This is a genomic window from Rhizobium sp. R634, assembly GCF_002211305.1.
Taxonomy (GTDB): Bacteria; Pseudomonadota; Alphaproteobacteria; order Rhizobiales; family Rhizobiaceae; genus Rhizobium.
The window spans coordinates 58,318-81,168 of record NZ_LOKW01000008.1 but is presented as its reverse complement, the minus strand read 5'-3'; the positions used below and the strand labels follow the sequence as shown (position 1 = coordinate 81,168).

Sequence of the window (22,851 nt, the reverse complement as noted above, 5' to 3'; positions counted from 1 at the left end):
GGATCAGCGCAGCGGATCGTTGGCGAGTTCGATCGGGTGGCCATGCGGCGTCGCTTCGGCGGCCCGCTGCCAGCTCTGCTGCAGGTCGAGAATCTCGTCCACGTCGACGATGCCGTGGTCGACGATGATGTTGGAGAGCGCCGCCACCCAACAGTCGAAATAGTCGCTGCCGTCTTCGGCCCGACCGCGCCTGTTCAACTGCATCGAAAGCGCATGGGTCCATTCGTCCCAGTCGAAGATGCCTTTTTCGTATAGGCCCACCACCATGGCGAAGGCATCGGCCATCCATGGCGCGGCAAAGACTGGCTCGCCCTCCGGCGACTTCGGCAAGCCGGGTGATTGCGTCAACGGCGGCGTTTCATGCTCGCTCAAGATAACTCTCCCATGCGTCGATCGAGACCGTCAGCGACGGGTCGGCGCCCTCGCCCCAGATCTCGCCGCCGTCGAAAACGACGGTATAGAGCCATTGCGGGTTCTCGCCCTTTCCATGGGCATTGTCATCGGGAAAGACGAAGGAGCCCTGCACCGCTTCGACGACGCCGGTCTTGGCGCGGGCATAACGCGGCAGCCGCGTGTGGGTCGCCGGATTGAAATTCTTCGTCTTCACCCGCTCGCCGGCCGCAAAGCGCGGGGCGGCTTCGACGGGCCGGTCGCAAGGCCCGCCCTTGGCAAGCACGGCGGGCACCATCTCCGCCTTCAGCACCCGTTTCGGCGCAGCACCCTCCTGCAGCTTGTGGCCGGACAAGAGCTCCTCGCGCGTCGCAAAGCCGTGGCGCGCAAGCAGCGTCTCGACGCCGCGGATCCAGATCTCGTAATAGCTCGCCGAGAGGTAATCGGCCGGCGGGATATTCTCGCGCGCATGCCGGCTTTCATCGATCGTCCATGCGCCGAAAGCGCCGCAGGAAAGCGTGATGCCGAGCGCCCGCTTTTCCCATTCCGCATGGAAATAGGGCTCGTCCTTCTCAGGCGCGACGGGCCCGAAACCCATCTGCCCGCCGAGATCGTGCGGTCCGTTCATAACCGAGCCTCCGGGCTGCCGGCGACCGCCGTGCCGATCATCGCGTCGCGGCTGACGAGACCTGCAAGTGCAGCCTCATCCATGCCCTCCGTGCCCTCCGGCCGTTCGGGGATCACGAGATAACGCAGCTCCGCCGTCGAATCCCAGACGCGGATCTTCTTGTCCTCCGGCAGGCTCAGCCCGAATTCGGCAAGCACGCCGCGCGGATCGATCACCGCCCGCGAACGATAGGCCGGCGCCTTGTACCAGACCGGCGGCAGCCCGAGCACAGACCAGGGATAACAGGAGCAGAGCGTGCAGACGACGAGGTTATGGGTGTCAGCAGTATTGAAGACGGCGCGCATATGCTCGCCCTGCCGGCCGGTATAACCGAGACTCGCAATCGCCGCCGTCGCATCACGCCTCAGCCAGTCGGCGAAATCAGGATCGCTCCAGGCTTTCGCAACGACATGCGCGCCATTCCGCGGCCCGACCTTGGTCTCATAAGTCTCGACGATCGCATCGATGGCTGCAGGGTCGATCAGCCCCTTCTCCGTCAACAGCGTTTCCAGCGCCTTCACGCGCGCCTGCATGTCGGAATAGTGGTTGTCGTGGTGATGGTGGTGGTCGTAGTCGTGATCGTGATCGTCGTGATCGTCGTGCAAGATAATATCCTCCAAAACGGCGGTCTAAGGATCGCAAGGTCGGCGGCTTGCTCCCTCTCCTCCCCAGCGGGGGTCCGAAGGACGGGTCGAGACCTGTGGCTCGACCCCGGTCGGTGGCCCGAAGGGTCGGATGAGGGGGCCACACGGCACACTCGTCATGTTGCCCTTCGCTTACGCTCCGTGCATTCGCGACCTTGTCGCTCACCCCTCATCTGCCTGCCGGCATCTTCTCCCCGCTGGGGAGAAGGGGAATCGCAGCGACGTCTCGCCCAATCCAAAACATCAAACCGTCACCTTCCTTCTACCATACACCACAACCCCGCCAAGCCCTCCTATCCCACTCAAACTTTTCCGCTAATCTCCCGCCATGAACATCCTGATTCTCGGCGCAACCGGCTTCATAGGCTCCGTCGTCGCGGCCCGGCTCGTTGCGGACGGCCATGCCGTGACCGGGCTCGGCCGCAATCCTGCGCGCGCTCGTCTGAAACAGCCGGCGATCGACTGGCGGCAGGCCGATCTTTCGCGGATGACAAAACCCGAGGATTGGGAAGGCCTCCTCCAAGACCGGCACGCCGTCGTCAATTGCGCCGGTGCCCTCCAGGACGGGCTCTCGGACGATCTCGCTGCGACCCAGGCGGATGCGATGCTGGCGCTTTATGCCGCGGCGACACGCTCCCGTCCGCTGATCGTGCAGGTATCAGCAAGGACCGCCGGCGCGGCAGGCGAACTGCTCTTCCTCGCCACCAAGCGGCGGGCTGACGAGGCGCTGGCGGCAAGCGGCCTGCCTCATCTCATCCTGCGCCCTGCCCTGGTTCTCGGCCGCAACGCCCATGGCGGCTCGTCGCTCGTCCGGGCGCTCGCCGCCTTTCCGCTGGTGCTGCCGCTCGTCCATGCCGAGAGCCCGGTCGAAACGCTTTCGGTGGATGATGTGGCGGAGGCCGTGTCGCGGGCGGTCGCAGGCGGTCTAAGCGGCGATATCGATCTCGCCGCCGGCGAGGTGCTGACACTCGCCGAACTCGTCAGCCTTCACCGGCAATGGCTGGGCCTGCCGCCGGCCCGCGTCTTTTCGCTTACTCCCTGGCTTGCAAGACCGGTGACCTGGCTTGCCGATATGGCGGGCCTGCTCGGCTGGCGTTCGCCGCTGCGTTCGACGGCAATGACCGTCATGTCGGAGGGCATCCGAAGCGCCAAAGGGGAAAGCAGCCTCGCCGCGACATCGGCGGCGGCCACGCTCGGCGCCAACCCCTCCGGCGTGCAGGATCTCTGGTTTGCCCGGCTCTATCTCCTGAAGCCGCTCGTCATATCGGGCCTGTCGGCCTTCTGGCTGCTCTCCGGCCTGATCCCGCTGTTCTCGCTGGAAGCGGCCTCCGCGCATTTCCTGCCCTTCATGCCGGAAGCGGCGGCAACGGCGCTGGCGCTTGCGACCTGCCTGATCGATATGGCGCTCGGCGCCGCCGTGCTTGTTCGCCCGCTCGCCAGACGCGCCCTTCTCGGCATGCTCGCCGTTTCATCGGCTTACCTTGCCGGCGGCACGCTTCTCGAACCGGCACTCTGGCTCGACCCGCTTGGTCCCCTCGTCAAGGTGCTGCCGTCGCTCCTGCTGACGCTGACGGCGCTTGCCACACTGGATGAACGCTGATGCTCGAAGAATGGCTGCTGCTTGCCCATGTCATCGGCGCGACCGTGCTCTTCGGCACCGGCGCCGGCATCGCCTTCTTCATGGTGATGGCGCATCGCACGCGTGATCCCGCCCTGATCGCCCATGTCTCCGGAACAGTCGTCATCGCCGATACGATCTTCACCGCGACGGCAGCCATTCTCCAGCCCGTGACCGGCTATCTCCTCGCCCGCTCGATCGGCTGGGACCTGTCGGAGAGCTGGATTGCGCTGTCGCTGCTGCTTTACATCGTCATCGGCCTGTTCTGGCTGCCGGTCGTCTGGATCCAGATCCGCCTGCGCGATCTCGCCCGCGCTGCCGCAGCATCGGCGAGCGCCCTGCCTCCGGCCTATTTCAGGCTCTACCGCGTCTGGTTCGCTTTCGGCTTTCCGGCCTTCTCAGCCGTCATCGGCATTTTCTGGCTGATGCTGACGAAACCGTCGATCGCTCTATTTTAGCATCGGCCAGAGGCTCGCCACGAGAAGCACCGCCATGGTGATATTGAACCACTTCAGCCGCACCGGATCGGAAAGCCAGTCTCTCAGCGCCGAGCCGAAGCCCGCCCAGGTCGAGACGCTCGGCACGTTGACCACCGCGAAAGCCAGGCCGACGAGCAGCACGCTGGCAAGATAGAGTTCGGGATTGGTGTAGGTCGCCATCGCCGTGACCGCCATCACCCAGGCTTTCGGGTTGACCCACTGGAAGGCCGCCGCCGAGACGAAGGACATTGGCGCAGCACTGTTGCTGCCCTCGCTCAGCGAACGCGAGGAGGCGATCTTCCAGGCGATCCAGACGAGATAGGCGCCGCCGGCGAACTTGAGCACCGTATAGACCAGGGGCAGCGTGTGCAGCAGCGCCCCGAGCCCGAGACCGACGCCGATCAGCAGCGAGAAGAAACCGGCGCCGATGCCGAACATATGCGGGATCGTCCTGCGGAAGCCGAAATTCACGCCAGAGGCAAAGAGCATCATATTGTTCGGCCCCGGCGTGATCGACGTCGTGAACGCAAAAAGAACAAGGGCGAAAAACGTATCCAGCGGCATGCGACCTCCCAAAGCCGGCTCTTTTCCGCGGCCTGCTTTATTTAGGTCAGCATAACTGCCCTAAACTCTTGACGCCATTACATCATTGTCATGGTGACAGGATTGGTTGAAAGATAAGAACGCCGCGCAATCTCCTGAAAATGGAAAAAATCATGCAGGACGACCCCATCCCCTCTGTCAAATTCCCGAATGGCACGGAAGTGCCGGCACTCGGCCAGGGAACCTGGGCCATGGGCGAGGATGCCGGCCATGCCAGGATGGAAATCGAAAGCCTCAAGGCGGGCATCGATCTCGGCATGACGCTGATCGACACCGCCGAAATGTATGGCGACGGCGGCGCCGAGGAGATCGTCGGCCAGGCGATCAGGGGACGGCGCGACGAAGTCTTTCTCGTCACCAAGGTCTACCCCTGGAATGCCAGCCTGAAAGGCACGGTCGAAGCCTGCGAGCGCAGCCTGGAACGGCTCGGCACCGACCGGATCGATCTCTATCTCCTGCATTGGCGCGGCAACTATCCGCTGGCCGAGACCGTTGCCGCCTTCGAAATGCTGAAAGCGTCGGGCAAGATCGGCGCCTGGGGCGTCTCCAACTTCGACACCGACGACATGGAGGAGCTGCTCAGGGTTCCCGACGGTGGAAATGTCGCCGCCAACCAGGTGCTCTACAATCTCTCCCGCCGCGGCATCGAATACGATCTCCTGCCCTGGTGCCAAAGCCGCGGCATTCCCGTCATGGCCTATTCGCCGATCGAGCAGGGACACATCCTCCACCATCCCGAACTGATCCGCATCGCCAAGGCCTATCAGGCGACGCCCGCCCAGCTGGCGCTCGCCTTCCTGCTCGAACGCGACGGCGTCATCGTCATTCCGAAAACGTCGAATGCCGAACGCGTGGCGGAGAACCGCGACTGCGTCGCGCTTGAGATCACCGACGAGGACTGGCAGGCGCTCGACGCCGCCTTCCCGCCCCCGGCAAAGAAAAGGCCGCTGGAGATGCTGTGACTGCCGAACCTGCCCCTCATCCGGCTGCCGCCACCCTCTCCCCGCTTGCGGGGCGAAGGGGACAAGCCGCGACGTCTCGTCTCCCCTTCTCCCCAGCGGGGCGAAGGTGCCCGGAGGGCGGATGAGGGGGCCGGAGACGCCGGTCTTTCCAATAGTGCGCGCATAGACCAGATTGGGGCACAACATTGCGCGGGCGGGGGAACGGACTATCACGGAAAGGGTGCGCCGTGTGGCCCCCTCATCCGCCTGCCGGGACCTTCTCCCCGAGGGGAGAAGAGACTTGCCGCGCCGTCTCCGTCCCTTGACAGCTCTTGCCTAGCACGCACAGCCGAGGATGACGCCGAGGAAGAGATGAAGCTTGTGCCTCACATCCCCTGCGCGCCGCGGTTCATCGCGGCGATGCCGGTGCGGCAGACTTCGATGAGGCCGAGCGGCTTCATGATTGCGACGAACTGATCGATCTTCGACGACTTGCCGGTGATCTCCAGAATGAAGTGACCGACAGTCGCATCCACCACCTTGGCATGGAAGGCATCGGCAAGGCGCAGCGTCTCGGCGCGGGTGTCGCCCTCGCCGATCACCTTGACCAGCGCCACTTCACGCTCGATCGGCCGTTCCTGGCCGAGTTCGCGGGCGCGCACCGTCAGATCGACGACGCGATGGACCGGCACGATGCGATCGAGCTGCGCCTTGATCTGCTCGAGCACATGCGGCGTGCCGCGCGTGACGATGGTGATGCGGGAAAGATGCGCCTGGTGCTCGGTCTCGGAAACCGTAAGACTTTCGATATTGTAGCCGCGGCCGGAGAACAGGCCGATGACGCGGGCAAGGACGCCCGGTTCGTTATCGACAAGAACCGAAAGGGTGTGGCTCTCGACTGCTGTCGTTTCCGGCGAGATGAAGTAGGCAGAGCCGGTGGGCTGAAGATGTGCGTTCATGGTCCTGGGTTCCTACCTTATCGTTATACGAGCTGACGGCCCTTGGCGTCGATCGCGTTGGCGACCGCTTCGTCCGTGGCTTCGTCGGGCAGCAGCATTTCGTTATGGGCCTTGCCCGAGGGGATCATCGGGAAGCAGTTGGCGAGATTGGCGACCCGGCAATCGAAGATGACAGGCTTCTTGACCTCGATCATCTCGACGATGGCGTCGTCGAGCTCACCCGGCTTGTCGCAGCGCAGGCCAACCCCGCCATAGGCTTCCGCCAGTTTGACGAAATCAGGCATCGCCTCGGTATAGGAGTGCGACAGGCGGTTGCCGTGCAGCAGCTGCTGCCACTGGCGCACCATGCCCATGTACTGGTTGTTCATGATGAAGATCTTGATCGGCGCGTCATACTGGATCGCCGTCGACATTTCCTGGATGCACATCTGGATCGAGGCGTCGCCGGCAATGTCGATGACGAGGCTTTCCGGATGAGCGATCTGGACGCCGAGGGCCGCCGGCAGGCCGTAGCCCATCGTGCCGAGACCGCCCGAGGTCATCCAGCGGTTCGGCTGTTCGAAGCCGAAGAACTGCGCCGCCCACATCTGATGCTGGCCGACCTCGGTCGTGATGTAGGTGTCGCGATCCTTGGTATGCGCATAGAGGCGCTCCAGCGCATATTGCGGCATGATCACGTCATTGCTCTTGGTGTAAGCGAAGGAGTTGCGCGCCCGCCAGCGGGCGATATCGCTCCACCAATCCTCGAGACGGTTCTTCTCCGGCTTCTTCGGCAGCGCCCGCCACAGGCGGACCATGTCTTCCAGCACATGGCCGACATCGCCACGGATGCCGATATCGACGCGGACGTTCTTGTTGATCGAGGACGGATCGATATCGATATGGATCTTCTTCGAATTCGGCGAGAAGGCATTGAGACGGCCGGTGATGCGGTCGTCGAAGCGGGCGCCGATGCAGACCATGACGTCGCAGTCATGCATCGCCATGTTGGCCTCGTAGGAGCCGTGCATGCCGAGCATCTTCAGCCAGTTCTTGCCCGAAGCCGGATAGGCGCCGAGGCCCATCAGCGTCGAGGTGATCGGGAAATCGGTGAGCTCGACCAGCTCGCGCAGCAGCTTGGAAGCTTCCGGGCCGGAATTGACGACGCCGCCGCCGGAATAGATGATCGGCCGGCGCGCATTGGCCATCAGCTCGATCGCCGCATGGATCTGGTTGAGATCGCCCTGGATCTTCGGCTGGTAGCTCTTCTGGATCGGGTAGTCAGCCGGCGGCGTATAGGTGCCGGTCGCAAACTGCACGTCCTTCGGAATATCGACGACGACGGGACCCGGACGGCCGGACTGGGCGATGCGGAAGGCTTCATGAATGATGGCGGCGAGCTCGTTGACGTCCTTGACCAGCCAGTTGTGCTTGGTGCAGGGCCGGGTGATGCCGACCGTGTCGCATTCCTGGAAGGCGTCGGAGCCGATCAGCGAGGTCGGAACCTGGCCGGTCAGGCAGACGAGCGGGATCGAATCCATCAGCGCGTCCTGCAGCGGCGTGACCGCATTGGTGGCGCCGGGACCCGAGGTAACCAGCATGACGCCGACCTTGCCGGTGGAGCGGGCATAACCTTCGGCCGCATGGCCAGCGCCCTGCTCGTGGCGCACGAGGATGTGCTTGACCTCGTCTTGCTGGAAGATCTCGTCATAGATCGGCAGAACCGCGCCGCCGGGATAGCCGAAGATATGTTCGACGCCGTTGTCCTTCAGCGCCTTGAGAACGATCTCCGCTCCCGTCATCCGATTGCCTGCCGCCTGATTGTCCGTGCTCATCTGTCTGTTCCGTTTGATGCTGGGATTTGCGTTTGTGGCCGGAAGCCCGAAATTCGGGCACAAAAAAAGGCCCCGGAGGAGCCTGTCATCTAGCGCATGGGTGGCTGTCGCCGGATGGTTACACCATCCTGCCCATGCGCCTTCCCACCACGATAAGAGCCGTTGCCATTTTCATGGCGGGAAGTGATAGACAGAAAATTTCGCAGCGTCAACGCATGCCGCAATAAAAAACTACCCCCGCGCCTTCGGCCCTGAAAATCGATAGGATGAAGGATTTGTTAAAGGATCAACTTTATCCTTTAACGCTACCGCAGGGAGTAGCCTTTGCTCAACAACGACTTGCGCATGTCTGGCAAGGCAGGCGAGCACGATAGACGCGACGGCCATGCGCCGGGAAATCGCTTTCTCGGCCGCGTCGTTGCATGCAGCGGATCGAGGGCCACGATTGCCGCTGTCGCCGTCGAGGGCAACACCGATCTCACCGAACTCTGGTCCGTCGGCCGGCTGATCTCCATCAGCGTCGGCCGCAACCGCGTCGTTGCCCTCGTCTATCAGATGAACACCGGCAGCCATGCCTGGGGCGAAGGCGAGGACAATACCTTCAAGATCGAGACCGAGCTTCTCGGCGAAGTCCGCGTCGACGAGGACGGGCGCGAGGAATTCTCGACCGGCATCTCGCGTTATCCCTATCTCGGCGCCATCGCCCACCGCATCCGTTCTGCCGACCTGATGCGCATCTATGATGCCGGAACGGGCACGACCGCCGTCATTGGCAAGCTGACGCAGGACGAAAGCATCGATGCGGCGATCCACATCCCCTCGATGCTTTCCAAGCATTTCGCCGTCGTCGGCTCGACCGGCGTCGGCAAATCGACGGCCGTCTCTCTGCTGCTGCACAAGGCGATTGCGGCCGACCCGAAGCTGCGCGTGCTGATCCTCGACCCGCACAACGAATTTGCCGCCGCCTTTCCCAAACACGCCGTCACCATCGATACCGATACGCTCGACCTGCCCTTCTGGCTGATGCGCCTCGAGGAATTCGCCGAAGTCGTCTTCCGCGGCCGCCCGCCGGTGCCGGAAGAGCTCGACATGCTGCGCGACATCATGCCGGAGGCCAAGCGCGCCTTCCGCGGCAGTGACAACTCGCTGGTGCGGCGCACGACGGAAAAAAGCTCGATCACCGCAGATACGCCGGTTCCCTACCGCATGGCCGATCTTCTGGCGCTGATCGACGAGCGCATCGGCCGCCTGGAGGGACGTGCGGAAAAACCTTTCCTGCGTTCCTTGAAGATGCGCCTGATCGCCGCGATCAACGATCCGCGCTATCACTTCATGTTCTCCAACAATACGATCAGCGACACGATCACCGAGACCATCGCACAGATCTTCCGCATTCCGGGCGACAACCGACCGATCTGCACCTTCCAGCTCGCCGGCATCCCCTCCGAAGTCGTCAATTCGGTCGCCTCGGTGCTTTGCCGCATGGCTTTCGAGGTGGCGCTCTGGAGCGACGGCGCCATCCACATGCTCGTCGTCTGCGAGGAAGCGCACCGCTATATCCCGTCCGATCCGAACCTTGGCTTCATCCCGACGCGTCAGGCAATCGCCCGCATCGCCAAGGAAGGCCGCAAATACGGCGTCTCGCTCGGCATCATCACCCAGCGGCCGGGCGAGCTCGACCAGACGATCCTGTCGCAGTGCTCGACGCTGTTTGCCATGCGTCTTGCCAATGACCGCGACCAGGAAATCATCCGTTCGGCCATCCCGAATTCATCGATCTCGACCACCAGCTTCATCTCTTCGATCGGCAATGGCGAGGCCATCGCCTTCGGCGAGGCGATCAGCGTGCCGATGCGCATGCGTTTCTCCCGGGTCGAGGAAAACCTGCTGCCGAAGGCCGCCAGCGCCAACAGCAAGCAAAGCGAGGAAGATCCCGATACGGTCGACCTGCGCAAGATCGTCACCCGCATGCGGGCTGTGACTGTCGGGCCTGACATTTCGAATTTCCAGCAGAGCGTTGCCGCGTCGATCGCAAGCGCCGACGAGGCCGATGCGGCGGAGGAGGATTTCGCTCCCAAGCCCTACACGCCGCCCTCGGCGACGTCGTCCCAGCCAGATGCAGCGCCGCTCGAATCCTACCGCCGCGAACTGCTGCCGCAGACCCCGCGCCTGGATCCGGCCGAGCCGATCCCGACCGACCCGCGGCTTGACGCACTGCGCCGCGAGCTGCGTCGCGAGGAGCCGGTCTTTCCCCGGCCCACGCCGCCGGGCGACCAGCCGCCGATCACCCGCCGGGAACCCGGCACCTCGCTGCGCGAGAGCATTCTGAAAAAGCCGCTGAGCAGCCTTTACAACAAGGATTGACGTTCCAGCGCGATTAGCGGCCGAGCCGCATCGAGCGCACGTTCCCGGTCCGCCGGCCCAAGCGGCAAGAGCGGCCGCGGTAGCTCCATCGGCACGCCGAACAGGTGTCCGGCGAGCATATAGACCACGCGAATGCTTCCATAGGCCTTGAACACGCCCCAGAGCGGCTGCAGCAGGCCATCGAGCCGGCGCGCCTCGCCCTCATCGCCGGCCATGGCGGCTTTCGCCAGAGCGAGCGCCGTGCGCGGAAGCAGGCCGGCGACGACGCTGTACCAGGCGTCGGCGCCCGATGAGAGCGCTTCGGCCGCACCCCAGTCGCCGCTATAGCCGATCGCGAGACTGGTCTTTTCTCGCAATGCCGCGATCTCCCCGTTCAGATCGCCATCGGCCGGCAGCGGCATCTTCACCGCCCTGATCGTCTCGATATCGGAGAGGCGTTGCAGCAGATCGCGGCTGAAGGTGAAGTGCGTGGTACCGGGATTGTTGTAGATGCAGAGCGGAAGCCCGGTTGCCTTCGCCACCGCCAGGAAATGTTCGCAGGCCTCATCCTGGGTCAGCGGCGTGTAGGAAACGGGTGCGAGGAGAAGCGCATCGGCGCCGGCAGCTTCGGCATCCCTGGCGAGATCCATGGCATGGTCCGTCCGCAAAGCGCCGGCGCCGACGATAAGGGGAACACGGCCGCGCACGCATTCAACCGCCACCTTGACCGCCCGCAGCCGCTCCTCGCGGCTGAGATAGGCGTAAATCCCCGTGCTGCCGAGAAGACCGATGGAAGCCACGCCGGCCCCGCACTGCGGTTCCAGCAGGCGGCCGAGGGCCTCGGTGTCGACGAAGCCATTTCTATCGGCGGGCGTTGGCGGGAAGGCCGAAAGACCATGAAACGGAGAAGCGGAAGACATGATGCGATCCTGAACAATCAGTGGGAGAACAGCAGGCGCGATCCGGCGCCCGCGAAGAAGACGGCGAGACTGGCCTCGATCCAGCGCCACGCCCGGGCATAGGCGCGCACCATCGGCGCGGTCGAAAAGAGCAGCGCATAGCCGGCGAATATCGTGATCCCCAGAAGCACGCAGCCGCCGAAGGCCGTGACGGCCATTTCAGGCGAAGCGCCGGGCTTGAGGCCGAGCGACATGATCGCGACCCAGCCGAGAACCGCTTTCGGATTGCCGAGATGCATCAGGATCCCGCGCCGATAAAGCGCGACGAGCGGGACGGCGGGCCGCACGACCTCGCCCGCCGTCACCTCAGAAGTGATGGCCGAGCGGGCCGCTTTCCAGGCGAGCCAGAGCAGGTAGACGCCGCCGGCGAGCTTGACGACGAGCAGCGCATGGACATAGCTCACAAGCAGCGTCGAGATCCCGGTGACCGCGATCAGCCCCCAGCATGTCGACATGGTGATGACGCCTGCGGCAAGCGCGAGCGCCGGCCGGCGCCCCCGGCTCATCGCCACGTTCATGATGGCCATGTTGCTTGGCCCCGGACTGCCTGCCGCGATGATATAGGCGATATAGACGACGAGAAGATCCTGCATGACCATTTTCCAGAAGCTGCCGATATGCTTCCTTCTCTTGGAAAAATGGTTCATCATGAAGCTCCATTTTCAGGAATATAGATGGACCATTTTCACGATGTCCAAGCGGCGCAGCACCATCGAAATCCCCTCGCTCCAGGCGATCGGTCGAACCGCCAATATCAGCCGCCAACTCGCGCAGGCCCTCAGAAGCGCCATTGCCCGTGGCGAGCTGAGATCAGGCGAGCGCCTCCCCTCGACGCGCACCCTTGCGGCTTCCCTGAAGATCGCCCGCGGCACCGTCGTCGACGTTTTCGATCAACTGACCGCCGAGGGCTACCTCGAAGCAAGAATCGGCGCCGGAACGCGTGTCGCCGCCGCCCTGATGGATGCTGCTCCGGCGCTGCCGCCCACACCCGTGCCGCCAATTGCCGAGGCCATCGACTTGCCCGCCCCGGCTGCGCGGCTGATCGCCGCCGCCCGCGCGCTCACCCCGCACCCGCCCGTTCCCTTCGCCATCGCGGTGCCGGCCGCCGGCATTGCGCCCGACGACAACTGGCGCCGTCTTAGCAATCGCGTGCGCGCCTCGAAAGAGGCGGCTCCCGCGGGCTATCACGATCCGATGGGCTTGCTCGAACTGCGCATCGCCATAGCCGACCATGTCCGCCGCGCCCGGGCGGTTCATTGCGAACCGGGCCAGGTGATCGTCACATCGGGCACCCAGCAGGGTCTCTACATGGCCGGTCGCGTGCTGCTGTCGCGCGACGATCCCGTCTGGGCCGAGGATCCGGCCTATCCCGGGCTCACTGCCGTGCTCGACGATCTCGGCCTGCGCACGCACCGCATTCCCGTCGATGCGCAGGGAATGAACGTTGAGCGCGGCCTGGAACTCTGCCCGCAGGCGCGCGCCGCCTTCGTGACGCCATCGCACCAATATCCGGTCGGCATGCCGCTCAGCATGGCGCGGCGCAACGCCCTGATCGGCTGGGCCGTCCAGAACCGCGCCTGGATCGTCGAGGACGACTACGACAGCGAACTGCGCTACGCCGGGCACCCCTTCCCGTCGATGCAGGGCCTCCGCCCTTCACGCGTCGTCTATCTCGGCACCTTCAGCAAGGTGCTCTTTCCCTCGCTGCGCCTCGGTTATGTCATCGCCCCTCCGGCGCTTGCGGAAGCCTTCGCCGGGGCGCGCGCCATTCTCGACCGGCATTCGCCGACCACCGAGCAACATGTCCTCGCCGCCTATATGAAGGAGGGCTATTTCGAAGCCCATATCCGCCGCATCCGCGGCCTCTATGCCGAACGCCGCGCCATCCTGCTCTCCTGCCTGGAGCAGTCCCTGCCCGAGACCTGCCGCATTCAGCCGAGCGACCAGGGCATGCATATTCTCCTGTGGCTCCCCGAAGGGATCGACGATGTGCGGCTCGCAGCCCGCGCCATGTCGGCCGGGATCGCGATTCGCGCCATCTCACCGATGTATGCCGGTCGGCCCGCCCGCCCCGGCCTGATGCTGGGTTTCGGCGGCTTCCCGCCGGACCAGTTGCGGGCGGCGGTCGATCAATTCGTCAGACTGTTGCGCCTTGAGATGCGCGTGATCTGAAACCGCAGTATGAGCGGAGACTTCACGATCTCCGCCACAGGCGCTGCAACTGCTTCCAGCGTTTCAGGAGACGGAAAACCAAAGGCGGTGGGATCTTCCTGTGATCGCCGATCGTGCCCTGCCTTGTGACCGGAGCCTTCACATCGACCAGAAAAGCGACCATCACGCTTGGAGACGCCGCCTCGACGGTCAATCGCCGATCCTGAAGCAGCAGGCCCTGCTCGGCCTCGCAGAAGGTCTGCCCATCGATAACGACGGAACCGCTGAAGACATAGAAATAGAGATCCCGCTCCGGCTTATTGGGAAGTTCGACGCGAACGCCGGGCTCCAGCCGGATATCGAAGAAATCGACGGCATTGCGCACGAAGAAGGGCGCCGGCCCGCCTTCCGGTCCGACCAGATGTCTCCAGCTGTTCAGCGGCGCCGGTAAAATCGGCCCGTGTTGAATCCTCGGTTCAAGATCGACCGCATTCGGCCGCACCATGATCTGCAGCATGCGCAGAGGCGGATCCGACGTAAACGTCTGCTCCGAATGCCAGAAGCCGCGCCCGGCATTCATCACCGTGAGATGGTCCGCGTCCGTCGTCAACCGGCCGGTGATCTTGTCGTCGTGGCGCATGACGCCGTCAGGCACCCAGGAGATGATTTCATCGTTCCTGTGCTCGTGCATCGCGACGAGGCGTCCGGGATCGAGGAAGGATTCGACCACCATCGCGAGGGCGCCGTGACCGTGATCGCTCGGCCTCGGCTTCAGCCATCCGGGCATGTTGATGCGAATGACGAAGCCTCCCATGTCACGCACGATGAAGCTGCGTTCTCCCTTGAGCAGCATGGCAACCACCTCGCTTGCAAACACGCCTGTTATAGCTGATCTAATGGCATTTGCCTTGCGCCGCCGGCGGCAGCTTCGAAAGAGGACGATCATGAGATCCACCTTGAACTCGATCATCATCACCGGCGCCGGTCTTCTCTTGGCGACGGCCGCCGAAGCCGCCGGCTTCGACTGCAGCAAGGCCAGCCGCGCCGATGAAAAGATCGTCTGCGAAGACAGCGAGCTTTCCCGCCTGGACGAACTTTTCAACGAGCGCTACGCCGCGCAGAAAAGGACATCGACCGGTGACGATCTCGTCCATACCGCTCGCAACTTCCTGGCGGACCGACGCGATTGCGGCAGCGACAGATCGTGCATACTGAGCGCCTATCTCGCCGTCCTCTGGACGATCTCGGCCGACAAGAGCGATTTCATGGGAGGGATTTCCGCCAAGTCCCTGGCCGGCAACCGGTCGCCCGAAGCCAAGGCTATCCCCGCGAAAGTCGGCCAATGCGCGGCCACCTCAATCGTCGAGGTCCATCCCCGTCTCGATGGCGATGCGGACTTCGACAGCGGCACGGGCGTCGATTACGCCAATGACGGCTATCAGGTCTCCTATCGTCGCGAGGAGGCGCTGATCGGATCGAAACCCGGTGATCAGGTGACCATGTGCCTCGTCCAAATCGACCGCGATTGCAGCCCCGGCGAGAGCGGCAGACTGTTTCTGGTGACCAACGACCGCACCCGGGAAAGCTGGATTCTGCCCGACGCCCAGCACAAATGCGGCGGCTGAAGGCATGACGATCGGCTAAACCGTCAGCCGCACCCAGCTCTCATCCATCTGGTTGCGGAACCACGTCATTTGCCGCTTGGCATATTGCCGCGTTGCCGCCGCACCCTTCTCCAGCACCTCCGCGCGCGTCATCTCGCCCTTCAGCATGGCGGCGATCTGCGAGACGCCGATGGCCTTCATGACCGGCGCCTCGGTGGGCAGGCCGAGCGCAAGCAGCGCCCTCACCTCATCTTCCGCGCCCTGCTGCAGCATCTTTTCGAAACGGCCGTTGATGCGCGCATGCAGCACGGCGCGGTCCGGCAGCACGACGATCTTGCGAGCCTCCTCGACATCGATGACCTGAGGTCCGGCCCGGCCCTGGAAATCCGCGATCGAGCGCCCCGTTGCCTTCACCACCTCCAGCGCCCGGACGATCCGCTGCCCGTCCTGGCGATTGAGGCTTGCGGCCATTGCGGGATCGGCCTCGGCAAGCTCCGCATAGAGCGCGTCCGGCCCCTCCTCCAGCAGTCGCGCCCGCAATTCCTCTCGCAGCGCTTCGGGTATGTCGGGCATGTCGGAGAGGCCGCCGGTCAGCGCCTTGAAGTAAAGCCCGGTGCCGCCGACGAAGACCGGCAGTTGCCCCGCCGCCCTGAGCGCCGGCAGGAGCGCGGTCACATCCCGCAGCCAGGCCCCGGTGGAATAAGCCGCACCCGCCGGCACATGGCCGTAGAGATGATGCGGCACGCCGCCCATCTCCTCCTCCGACGGGCGCGCGGTCAGCACCCGCAGCGTGTCGTAGACCTGCATGCTGTCGGCGTTGATCACCGCGCCGCCGTGACGCTTCGCCAATTCGACGGCGAGCGCGGACTTGCCGCTGGCGGTCGGCCCGGTTATCAGGATCGCGTTCTCTACGCTCAGAAGGTTTTCCATCATGGCCCTCGTTGCCACGCTTGTTGCCAATCCGTCAAATCCTGTCCTGATCCCGGAGATCGCCGAACAGGCGGCCGGGGCCGTGAACGCATCCGGTCTCTACTGGCTGGCCGACGGCATTGCCTGCGATATCGCGCTGCGCGACGGCACGGATGCTGAGGCGGCAGAGGCCAATCTTCTCGCCGTCATCGCAAGCGCGCCGATCGACCTCGTCATCCAGGAGCAGGACAGCCGCCGCAAGAAGCTGCTGATCGCCGACATGGATTCGACGATGATCGGCCAGGAATGCATCGACGAGCTCGCCGCCGAAGTCGGCCTGAAAGAAAAGGTCGCCGACATCACCGCCCGCGCCATGAACGGCGAGATCGCCTTCGAACCGGCGCTGCGTGAGCGTGTGGCACTCTTGAAAGGCCTGCCGATCTCGGTCGTCGACGAGGTCATCGCCAAGCGCATCACGCTGACCCCGGGCGGCCCGGAGCTGATCGCCACGATGAAATCGAAGGGCCACTATACCGCCCTCGTCTCCGGCGGCTTCACCGTCTTTACGAGCCGCATCGCCGCAACCCTCGGCTTTGACGAGAACCGCGCGAACACGCTGCTCGAAGAGGGCGGCGTCCTCTCAGGTTTCGTCGCCGAACCGATTCTCGGCAAACAGGCGAAGGTCGATGCGCTGAACGAAATCTCAGCCAGCCTCGGCATTTCGCCGGCGGAAGCGATGGCCGTCGGCGACGGCGCCAACGACCTCGGCATGCTGCAGCTCGCCGGCTCCGGCGTCGCCCTCCACGCCAAGCCCACCGTCGCCGCCCAGGCTAAAATGCGCATTAACCACGCCGACCTGACCGCGCTGCTCTATATCCAGGGGTACAGGAAGACGGATTTTGTGACGGGCTGAATGTTCAATCGTGCTAAGAAAATGAATGAGCAAGAGCACTTCGACTGATGAACAGCTGACGGAACTTCGCGCGTTGGAAGCGCTTGAGGACAAAGATATCGACACCAGCGACATTCCGGAGAGAGTGGATAACCGCTGGCGGTTCGCGCGAAAGGACAATTTCTCCACGGGCCTGTCGAAAAGCTCATCGTCTCCGGACGATTACTAAATCACCTCGTCGATCATGGACCATCCGGCGCTATCGAATGTGTCGGCATGAAGTTTGACGCGGACGTTTAATCCGACCTCCCTCATCCCTGTGCTTGTCACAGGGATGAGGGAGGAAAGGTGGTGCCCGTCTCTACGTAAACTGCCTTGGTGAGGGAAGTAGAATCTGTGGCGGCGAAGCCATCGCCGCCGCTCCCTATTCCATAGGGACCGCCACGAAACGCAGATCGCCATTGGCGGATGCGATCATGAGCTGGGCGTTGCGGCGGCCTTCGCGTTTCAGCGCCTGCACCTTGGAGGCGACCGCGTCCGGCGACTTCATGAACTCCTGGGCCACCTCGACGATCACGTCGCCGGGCTTCAGGCCCTTTTCGGCCGAGGCGGAGCCGGGCGTCACTTCGGTCACGACGACGCCGTCGACGCTTTCGGCGATGCCGAAGGCCTTGCGCGTTTCGGGGCTGAGCAGCGACAGCGACAGGCCGAGCACGTTCTTCGGCGTGCCTGTATCCGGCGTCGCCTGATCCTGGCCCTGATTCTGGTCGGGCGCATCGGGCGCCGGCTGGACCTGATCGCCCGTATCCGGCTGGTCCATATCGTTGTTCTCGTCAGGATCCGGCGTGATCACGCCGTCCTGCGAACCGCCAGACGCCGCCGCCTGGTCGCTGTCTTCGAGGCGGCCGAGCGTCACCTTGACGGTCTGCTCCTTGCCGTCGCGCAGCACGACGACGTCGACCTGCTTGCCGACGGCACTTTCCGCCACCACGCGCGGAAGATCGCGCATTTCGTTGACGGCCTTGCCGTCGAATTTCAGGATGACGTCGCCCGCCTTGATCGAGCCGTCGTCGACCGGTCCGCCCTTGATGACGCCGGCGACCAGCGCGCCCTTGGCCGTATCAAGCCCGAGGCTGTCGGCGATATCGTCGGTCACGGGCTGGATGCGCACGCCGAGCCAGCCGCGCCGCGTCTCGCCATATTCGCGCAGCTGCGCGACGACGCCGGAGGCGAGTTCCGACGGCACCGAGAAGCCGATGCCGATCGAGCCGCCGCTCGGCGAGATGATCGCCGTATTGATGCCGATGACTTCACCCTTCATGTTGAAGAGCGGGCCGCCGGAATTGCCCTTGTTGATCGCCGCATCCGTCTGGATGAAGTTGTCGTAGGGGCCGGCATTGATGTTGCGACCACGCCCGGAAATGATGCCGACCGTCACCGAACCGCCGAAGCCGAACGGATTGCCGATCGCCATCACCCAATCGCCGATGCGCATCTCGCTGGAATCGCCGAATTTGACCGCTTTCAGCGGCGCCTTCGGCTCGACCTTCAGCACCGAAAGATCGGTCTTCGTATCCGTGCCGATCAGCTTCGCCTTGAGCTTCGAGCCATTAGCGAAATTGACCTCGATATCGTCGGCGCCCTCGATCACGTGATTGTTGGTGACGATATAGCCGGCCGGATCGATGACGAAGCCGGAGCCGAGCGAGCTGACATTGTGGTTGGGGCCTTTGTTGCCCTGCTTCTTGTCGAAGAAATCGTTGAAGAACTCCTGGAAAGGCGATCCATCGGGGGCGCGCGGCGCCGGGCCGACGCCCTCGTCGTCCTTCACGTTCTGCGATGTCGAGATGTTGACCACGGCATCGAGCAGGCCTTCGGCGAGATCGGCGACCGAAGCCGGACCATTGCCCGGCACCGCGGACTGGATCGCCGGGGTCTGCTGTGGCGCGGCAGGCGCCGGAGCGGTCTGCGCAGCGGCGGGAGGCGCAGGCGTGGCAACCCCGGGTGCGGCCGCTTCAGGCGCGGTCTGCGCATAAGCAACCCCACTCACGCCGGCCTGGGCCAGGATTGCGGCGCTGGCCAGTAGCGCGAGCGTTCGTCTGAAGGGCGAGCGAGTCGTGGGGGCCATAAGCTTCCTCATAAGGGGGTAAATGCGCACATTGAGCACCAGCATAAGGCGGAATGATGGAGGGCGAAATCACCTTTTCGCGAAATCCCCGTGCAATCCGACGGATCGTCACGAATGCCTGAGCCATCGCTCGTGGAAACTGAAAAGGGCCGGCGCTGAGGCCGGCCCCTTGTCATTTCTGGCGGGGAACGGGTTCCCTATTCTCAATTCGCCGGTTGGGCTGGCGCTGCCGGAGCGGTCGCTCCTGGTGCCGGCGCGGCCGGGTTGGCGGGCGCCTGCTGAGAGGCGCCGGCGGCGTTGTCGAAATAGCGGAAGAATTCCGAATCCGGCGACAGGACGAGCGTCGTGTCCTGCGACGCGAGTGCTGCCGAATAGGCCGCCATCGAGCGATAGAACTCGAAGAAGCCTGGGTCTCTGGAGAAGGCCTCGGCGAAGACGCGGTTGCGTTCGGCATCGCCCTGACCACGCAGGATTTCGGAATCGCGCTGCGCATCCGCTGTGAACTCGACGACCTGGCGGTCGGCGATGGCGCGGCGGCGCTGGCCCTCTTCCGTGCCCTGCGCCCTGAGAAGCTCGGCTTCCGCCAGGCGCTCGGCCCGCATGCGGTTGAAGGTGCGCTCGGAAACGTCCTGCGTCAGGTCCGTGCGGCTGATGCGCACGTCGTCGAGCGTGATGCCAAGCGTTTCCGCATCGGACTGCAGCTCATTGCGAACCTCGAGCATCATGGCCACACGCTCGCGGGAGAGCGCGGCTTCGATGCTGCGAACGCCGTAGACCCGGCGCAAGGCGGAATCGAGACGCGTGCGAAGCCGCGCTTCCGCCGCCTCCCTGTCGCCCGAGACCGTTTCGCGGAAGCGGCGCGCGTCGTTGATGCGGTAGATGATGAAGGCATTCACTTCGTAGAATGCGCCGCCTGAAACCTGAACGCGGATATTGTCGAGGTTGAAGCGCAGTTCCTGCTTCGGAACATATTGTACCCGGTCGGCATCGGCGAAGGAGAACGGCAGCTTGAAGTAGATGCCGGGTTCGGTCTTGACCGACTGGATTTCACCGAAGCGAACGACGATCGCCTGCTCGCGGGCATTGACCACGAAGATCGAGGAATAAACCGCCACCAGCACGACCGCCAGGAGGATGAGGATAATGGGAAGCCTGTTCGACATGGGTCTCAGCCTCCCTGCTGCTGTTGCTGCGTCGGCCTGCTGATCTCATTGAGAGGCAGATAGGGCACTGCGCCCGCCTTCTGGTCTATGATCACTTTCTTCGAACCCTTCAGAACCTGCTCCATGGTTTCCAGGAACAGTCTCTCCCGCGTCACGGCAGGAGCCTTGGAATATTCGTCGTAGATGGAAACGAAGCGCTGGGCTTCACCTTCCGCCTCCTTGACGATCCGGTCCTTGTAGGCTGCCGCGGCTTCGCGGATGCGGGCTGCATCACCGCGGGCCTGGCCGAGCTTCTGGTTGGCGTACTGGTTCGCCTCTTCGACGAGGCGCTGCTTGTCCTGGTCGGCGCGCTGCACTTCCTCGAAGGCGTCGGCCACGTCACGCGGCGGAGCGACGTCTTCGATCGTCACGCGGTTGATCGCGATGCCGGCGCCGTAGCGGTCCATCGTGTCCTGGATGATGTTGCGCACTTCGGTTTCGATCGGTCCGCGATTGTCGCGGAAGGCATCCTGCGCCGGGCGCCGGCCGACGATCTCGCGCATCGCGCTTTCCGAAACCTGCTGCAGCGTCTCCGCCGGATTTTCGAGGCGGAAGAGATAGGATTTCGGATCGTTGATCGTATAGAGCACCGAGAACTGCACGTTGACGATGTTCTGGTCGCCGGAAAGCATCAGCCCGACCGTCGAATTGCTGTTGTTGCGGCCGCCGATATTCTGCTGCTGCTCGGTCACCTTGACGATCTCGACCGTGTCGATCGGCCAGACATGAAAATGCAGGCCTGGCATGGAGATTTCCTCCCGCGGCTTGCCGAAGCGCAGTTCGACGCCGCGCTCGTCCGGCTGCACGGTGTAGACGCACTGGATCAGCCAGAAAATGGCCACGATCGCCACAACGATAACGGCGACGCCGCCGTTGAAGCCGCCGGGAACGATGCTGCGCAGCTGATCCTGGCCGCGCCGAATGATATCTTCCAGGTCGGGCGGTCCGCCCTTGCCGCCGCCACCGCCGCGCGGGCGGTTCGGCCCCTGGCCCCATGGTCCCTGATTGTTACCGCCGCCGCCGCCCCAAGGGCCGCCGCCGCCATTCTGATTGCTCCAGGGCATCAAAACCTCGTTGTTCGTTAAGTCTTCCCCGCATCCGGGGACCGTGGGGGGCCGACCCGGCGGATGCGTTGCGACCGTTATAGGTATCGCCGCACCGGCTTTCAACGCAGCGTGAGAAACTTGGTCAATTTAATTGGAAAATAGTTCGTTTTCAGGTCCGCCGGCGATCGTAGACGACGTAGCGCGTGGCATAGCTGTCCTTTTCGCCGGCCGGCACCTCGATCGTCTCGCCCGCCTGCCAGACGGCAGAATCGATGTCAGGAAATGCCGCATCGCCTTCGAGGTCGGCTTCGACATGCGTGACGCACATCCGGTCGGCAAGGCCAATCGCCTGGGCATAGACTTGCCCGCCGCCGGCAATGCAGATTTCGTCGACACCGGTCTCGACCGCGATCTTCTCGGCGATCGTGAGCGCCTCGGGCAGCGACTGCGCCATGCTCACATCGGGATGATCGATCACCGCCTGCCGAGAGATGACGACGTTCGGCCGCCCCGGCAGCGGCTTGCCGATCGATTCGTACGTTTTGCGGCCCATTACCACGGGCTTGCCTGATGTCAGCGCCTTGAAACGCTTGAGATCATTCGAAAGCCGCCAGGGCATATCGCCGTCGCGGCCGATGATGCCGTTGCGGGAAACGGCGACGATGATGGTCTTCAGGATGTCGGCCATGGAATGTCCCGGATCAAACGGCAATCGGCGCCTTGATATTGGCGTCGGCCTCATAGCCGACCAGCTCGAAATCCTCGAACTTGAAGCCGAAGATATCCTTCACGTCGGGATTGATGCGCATGAAAGGCAGCGGCTTCGGCTGGCGCGTCAGCTGCAGCTTCGCCTGGTCGAAATGGTTGTGATAGAGATGGGCGTCGCCGAGCGTGTGGACGAAATCGCCGGGTTTGAGCCCCGTCACCTGAGCCACCATCATCGTCAACAGCGCGTAGGAAGCGATGTTGAAGGGCACGCCGAGGAAGATGTCGGCGGAGCGCTGGTAGAGCTGGCAGGAAAGCTTGCCGTCGGCCACGTAGAACTGGAACAGGCAATGGCAGGGCGGCAGCGCCATCTGGTCCACTTCGGCCGGGTTCCAGGCCGAGACGATATGGCGGCGCGAATTCGGGTTGTTGACGATGCCTTTGACGAGATTGGCGATCTGGTCGATATGGCCGCCGTCCGGCGCCGGCCAGGAGCGCCACTGGGCGCCGTAGACAGGGCCGAGATCGCCGTTTTCGTCGGCCCATTCGTCCCAGATGGAGACGCCGTTCTCCTTAAGGTAGCCGATGTTCGTCTCGCCCTTCAGGAACCACAGGAGCTCGTGGATGATCGAGCGCAGATGCAGCTTCTTGGTGGTGAGAACGGGAAAGCCCTCTTCGAGATCGAAGCGCATCTGATAGCCGAAGACCGAGCGCGTGCCGGTACCGGTGCGGTCGCCCCGGTCGGAGCCTTTTTCAATCACGTGGCTGAGGAGATCGAGATATTGCTTCATGTCGCG

Annotated in this window: 23 protein-coding genes; 8 read left to right on the top strand and 15 right to left on the bottom strand. The window is 63.8% G+C overall.

Annotation, left to right across the window (positions count from 1 at the left end; all coding sequences use genetic code 11):
• Positions 1-3: 3 nt before the first annotated feature.
• Genes ATY77_RS12035 through nthA form a run of 3 tightly spaced genes read right to left on the bottom strand, consistent with a single transcriptional unit; the run spans position 4 to position 1,662 of the window.
• Entirely contained in the window at positions 4-372 is a 369-nt protein-coding gene (locus ATY77_RS12035; RefSeq protein WP_088673318.1) for a nitrile hydratase accessory protein, read from the bottom strand.
• Positions 359-1,018 carry a nitrile hydratase subunit beta gene (gene nthB, locus ATY77_RS12030; RefSeq protein WP_088687499.1) on the bottom strand — a complete coding sequence of 220 codons (660 nt, stop codon included), beginning with the start codon at positions 1,016-1,018 and terminating at the stop codon, positions 359-361. The genes ATY77_RS12035 and nthB overlap by 14 nt, the downstream gene beginning before the upstream one ends.
• Positions 1,015-1,662, bottom strand: coding sequence for a nitrile hydratase subunit alpha (gene nthA, locus ATY77_RS12025; RefSeq protein ID WP_088687498.1), 648 nt, complete (start codon positions 1,660-1,662; stop codon positions 1,015-1,017). The genes nthB and nthA overlap by 4 nt, the downstream gene beginning before the upstream one ends.
• Positions 1,663-2,029: 367 nt before the next feature.
• On the opposite strand from nthA, the gene ATY77_RS12020 reads away from it, so the two are divergent.
• The gene (locus ATY77_RS12020; RefSeq protein WP_088687497.1) at positions 2,030-3,301 is read left to right on the top strand and encodes an SDR family oxidoreductase; all 1,272 of its coding nucleotides are present in this window, start codon (positions 2,030-2,032) and stop codon (positions 3,299-3,301) included.
• Complete coding sequence (locus ATY77_RS12015) at positions 3,301-3,777, top strand: DUF2269 domain-containing protein (protein ID WP_088687496.1); 477 nt, start codon at positions 3,301-3,303, stop codon at positions 3,775-3,777. Before ATY77_RS12020 ends, ATY77_RS12015 begins: the two co-directional genes overlap by 1 nt.
• On the opposite strand, the gene ATY77_RS12010 is transcribed toward ATY77_RS12015, so the two are convergent.
• Positions 3,769-4,362, bottom strand: coding sequence for a LysE family translocator (locus tag ATY77_RS12010; RefSeq protein ID WP_088687495.1), 594 nt, complete (start codon positions 4,360-4,362; stop codon positions 3,769-3,771). The two genes, ATY77_RS12015 and ATY77_RS12010, sit on opposite strands and share 9 nt — an antisense overlap.
• A gap of 152 nt (positions 4,363-4,514) precedes the next feature.
• Here ATY77_RS12010 and ATY77_RS12005 point away from each other — a divergent pair, with 152 nt between their 5' ends.
• Positions 4,515-5,363, top strand: coding sequence for an aldo/keto reductase (locus ATY77_RS12005; RefSeq protein WP_088687494.1), 849 nt, complete (start codon positions 4,515-4,517; stop codon positions 5,361-5,363).
• Positions 5,364-5,728: 365 nt separating this feature from the next.
• Here the strand turns inward: ATY77_RS12005 and ilvN are convergent, their stop codons facing one another.
• Together ilvN and ATY77_RS11995 are read right to left on the bottom strand one after the other, a co-directional pair.
• Positions 5,729-6,301, bottom strand: coding sequence for an acetolactate synthase small subunit (gene ilvN / locus ATY77_RS12000; protein WP_088673313.1), 573 nt, complete (start codon positions 6,299-6,301; stop codon positions 5,729-5,731).
• 23 nt (positions 6,302-6,324) lie between these two features.
• Complete coding sequence (locus ATY77_RS11995; RefSeq protein WP_088687493.1) at positions 6,325-8,115, bottom strand: acetolactate synthase 3 large subunit; 1,791 nt, start codon at positions 8,113-8,115, stop codon at positions 6,325-6,327.
• Between the two features lie 324 nt (positions 8,116-8,439).
• On the opposite strand from ATY77_RS11995, the gene ATY77_RS11990 reads away from it, so the two are divergent.
• Positions 8,440-10,479, top strand: coding sequence for a DUF87 domain-containing protein (locus tag ATY77_RS11990; RefSeq protein WP_088687492.1), 2,040 nt, complete (start codon positions 8,440-8,442; stop codon positions 10,477-10,479).
• Here ATY77_RS11990 and ATY77_RS11985 read toward each other — a convergent pair.
• Both ATY77_RS11985 and ATY77_RS11980 read right to left on the bottom strand, forming a co-directional pair.
• A complete protein-coding gene (locus ATY77_RS11985; RefSeq protein WP_088687491.1) occupies positions 10,464-11,378 on the bottom strand; it encodes a dihydrodipicolinate synthase family protein in 915 nt (304 codons plus the stop codon). The two genes, ATY77_RS11990 and ATY77_RS11985, sit on opposite strands and share 16 nt — an antisense overlap.
• 17 nt (positions 11,379-11,395) lie before the next feature.
• Positions 11,396-12,010 (bottom strand): LysE family translocator, encoded by a 615-nt coding sequence (locus ATY77_RS11980; protein WP_088687490.1) that lies wholly within the window; start codon positions 12,008-12,010, stop codon positions 11,396-11,398.
• Between the two features lie 97 nt (positions 12,011-12,107).
• Here ATY77_RS11980 and ATY77_RS11975 point away from each other — a divergent pair, with 97 nt between their 5' ends.
• Positions 12,108-13,589 (top strand): PLP-dependent aminotransferase family protein, encoded by a 1,482-nt coding sequence (locus ATY77_RS11975; protein ID WP_088687563.1) that lies wholly within the window; start codon positions 12,108-12,110, stop codon positions 13,587-13,589.
• 22 nt (positions 13,590-13,611) lie between these two features.
• On the opposite strand, the gene ATY77_RS11970 is transcribed toward ATY77_RS11975, so the two are convergent.
• The gene (locus ATY77_RS11970; protein ID WP_088673308.1) at positions 13,612-14,421 is read right to left on the bottom strand and encodes a pirin family protein; all 810 of its coding nucleotides are present in this window, start codon (positions 14,419-14,421) and stop codon (positions 13,612-13,614) included.
• Positions 14,422-14,512: 91 nt separating this feature from the next.
• Between ATY77_RS11970 and ATY77_RS11965 the strand changes: the two genes are divergently transcribed.
• A complete protein-coding gene (locus tag ATY77_RS11965) occupies positions 14,513-15,193 on the top strand; it encodes a hypothetical protein (protein ID WP_088687562.1) in 681 nt (226 codons plus the stop codon).
• A gap of 15 nt (positions 15,194-15,208) precedes the next feature.
• Here ATY77_RS11965 and miaA read toward each other — a convergent pair whose 3' ends face one another.
• On the bottom strand, positions 15,209-16,105 hold the full coding sequence (miaA, locus tag ATY77_RS11960) for a tRNA (adenosine(37)-N6)-dimethylallyltransferase MiaA (RefSeq protein ID WP_190237622.1): 897 nt from the start codon (positions 16,103-16,105) through the stop codon (positions 15,209-15,211).
• On the opposite strand from miaA, the gene serB reads away from it, so the two are divergent.
• Together serB and ATY77_RS11950 are read left to right on the top strand one after the other, a co-directional pair.
• The gene (gene serB, locus ATY77_RS11955) at positions 16,104-16,994 is read left to right on the top strand and encodes a phosphoserine phosphatase SerB (RefSeq protein ID WP_088687488.1); all 891 of its coding nucleotides are present in this window, start codon (positions 16,104-16,106) and stop codon (positions 16,992-16,994) included. The two genes, miaA and serB, sit on opposite strands and share 2 nt — an antisense overlap.
• A gap of 25 nt (positions 16,995-17,019) precedes the next feature.
• Positions 17,020-17,202: a hypothetical protein gene (locus tag ATY77_RS11950; protein ID WP_088687487.1), complete on the top strand. Its 183-nt coding sequence runs from the start codon at positions 17,020-17,022 to the stop codon at positions 17,200-17,202.
• Between the two features lie 195 nt (positions 17,203-17,397).
• Here ATY77_RS11950 and ATY77_RS11945 read toward each other — a convergent pair whose 3' ends face one another.
• From ATY77_RS11945 to ATY77_RS11925, 5 genes are all read right to left on the bottom strand, one after another.
• Positions 17,398-19,101, bottom strand: coding sequence for a Do family serine endopeptidase (locus tag ATY77_RS11945; protein WP_088687486.1), 1,704 nt, complete (start codon positions 19,099-19,101; stop codon positions 17,398-17,400).
• Positions 19,102-19,304: 203 nt separating this feature from the next.
• Positions 19,305-20,264 (bottom strand): protease modulator HflC, encoded by a 960-nt coding sequence (locus ATY77_RS11940; RefSeq protein ID WP_088687485.1) that lies wholly within the window; start codon positions 20,262-20,264, stop codon positions 19,305-19,307.
• Between the two features lie 5 nt (positions 20,265-20,269).
• Entirely contained in the window at positions 20,270-21,367 is a 1,098-nt protein-coding gene (hflK, locus tag ATY77_RS11935) for an FtsH protease activity modulator HflK (protein ID WP_088687484.1), read from the bottom strand.
• A gap of 151 nt (positions 21,368-21,518) precedes the next feature.
• Positions 21,519-22,037 (bottom strand): dihydrofolate reductase, encoded by a 519-nt coding sequence (locus ATY77_RS11930; protein ID WP_088687483.1) that lies wholly within the window; start codon positions 22,035-22,037, stop codon positions 21,519-21,521.
• Between the two features lie 13 nt (positions 22,038-22,050).
• Positions 22,051-22,845 carry a thymidylate synthase gene (locus tag ATY77_RS11925; protein WP_088687482.1) on the bottom strand — a complete coding sequence of 265 codons (795 nt, stop codon included), beginning with the start codon at positions 22,843-22,845 and terminating at the stop codon, positions 22,051-22,053.
• Positions 22,846-22,851: the final 6 nt, after the last annotated feature.

Bases quoted from the DNA above. Each gene is read 5' to 3' on its own strand.
- nthB (WP_088687499.1), bottom strand. From the start codon at position 1,018: ATGAACGGACCGCACGATCTCGGCGGGCAGATGGGTTTCGGGCCCGTC.
- ATY77_RS12020 (WP_088687497.1), top strand. From the start codon at position 2,030: ATGAACATCCTGATTCTCGGCGCAACCGGCTTCATAGGCTCCGTCGTC.
- ATY77_RS12015 (WP_088687496.1), top strand. From the start codon at position 3,301: ATGCTCGAAGAATGGCTGCTGCTTGCCCATGTCATCGGCGCGACCGTG.
- ATY77_RS12010 (WP_088687495.1), bottom strand. From the start codon at position 4,362: ATGCCGCTGGATACGTTTTTCGCCCTTGTTCTTTTTGCGTTCACGACG.
- ATY77_RS12005 (WP_088687494.1), top strand. From the start codon at position 4,515: ATGCAGGACGACCCCATCCCCTCTGTCAAATTCCCGAATGGCACGGAA.
- ilvN (WP_088673313.1), bottom strand. From the start codon at position 6,301: ATGAACGCACATCTTCAGCCCACCGGCTCTGCCTACTTCATCTCGCCG.
- ATY77_RS11995 (WP_088687493.1), bottom strand. From the start codon at position 8,115: ATGAGCACGGACAATCAGGCGGCAGGCAATCGGATGACGGGAGCGGAG.
- ATY77_RS11985 (WP_088687491.1), bottom strand. From the start codon at position 11,378: ATGTCTTCCGCTTCTCCGTTTCATGGTCTTTCGGCCTTCCCGCCAACG.
- ATY77_RS11980 (WP_088687490.1), bottom strand. From the start codon at position 12,010: ATGCAGGATCTTCTCGTCGTCTATATCGCCTATATCATCGCGGCAGGC.
- ATY77_RS11975 (WP_088687563.1), top strand. From the start codon at position 12,108: ATGTCCAAGCGGCGCAGCACCATCGAAATCCCCTCGCTCCAGGCGATC.
- ATY77_RS11970 (WP_088673308.1), bottom strand. From the start codon at position 14,421: ATGCTGCTCAAGGGAGAACGCAGCTTCATCGTGCGTGACATGGGAGGC.
- ATY77_RS11965 (WP_088687562.1), top strand. From the start codon at position 14,513: ATGAGATCCACCTTGAACTCGATCATCATCACCGGCGCCGGTCTTCTC.
- serB (WP_088687488.1), top strand. From the start codon at position 16,104: ATGGCCCTCGTTGCCACGCTTGTTGCCAATCCGTCAAATCCTGTCCTG.
- miaA (WP_190237622.1), bottom strand. From the start codon at position 16,105: ATGATGGAAAACCTTCTGAGCGTAGAGAACGCGATCCTGATAACCGGG.
- ATY77_RS11950 (WP_088687487.1), top strand. From the start codon at position 17,020: ATGAGCAAGAGCACTTCGACTGATGAACAGCTGACGGAACTTCGCGCG.
- ATY77_RS11945 (WP_088687486.1), bottom strand. From the start codon at position 19,101: ATGGCCCCCACGACTCGCTCGCCCTTCAGACGAACGCTCGCGCTACTG.
- ATY77_RS11940 (WP_088687485.1), bottom strand. From the start codon at position 20,264: ATGTCGAACAGGCTTCCCATTATCCTCATCCTCCTGGCGGTCGTGCTG.
- hflK (WP_088687484.1), bottom strand. From the start codon at position 21,367: ATGCCCTGGAGCAATCAGAATGGCGGCGGCGGCCCTTGGGGCGGCGGC.
- ATY77_RS11930 (WP_088687483.1), bottom strand. From the start codon at position 22,037: ATGGCCGACATCCTGAAGACCATCATCGTCGCCGTTTCCCGCAACGGC.
- ATY77_RS11925 (WP_088687482.1), bottom strand. From the start codon at position 22,845: ATGAAGCAATATCTCGATCTCCTCAGCCACGTGATTGAAAAAGGCTCC.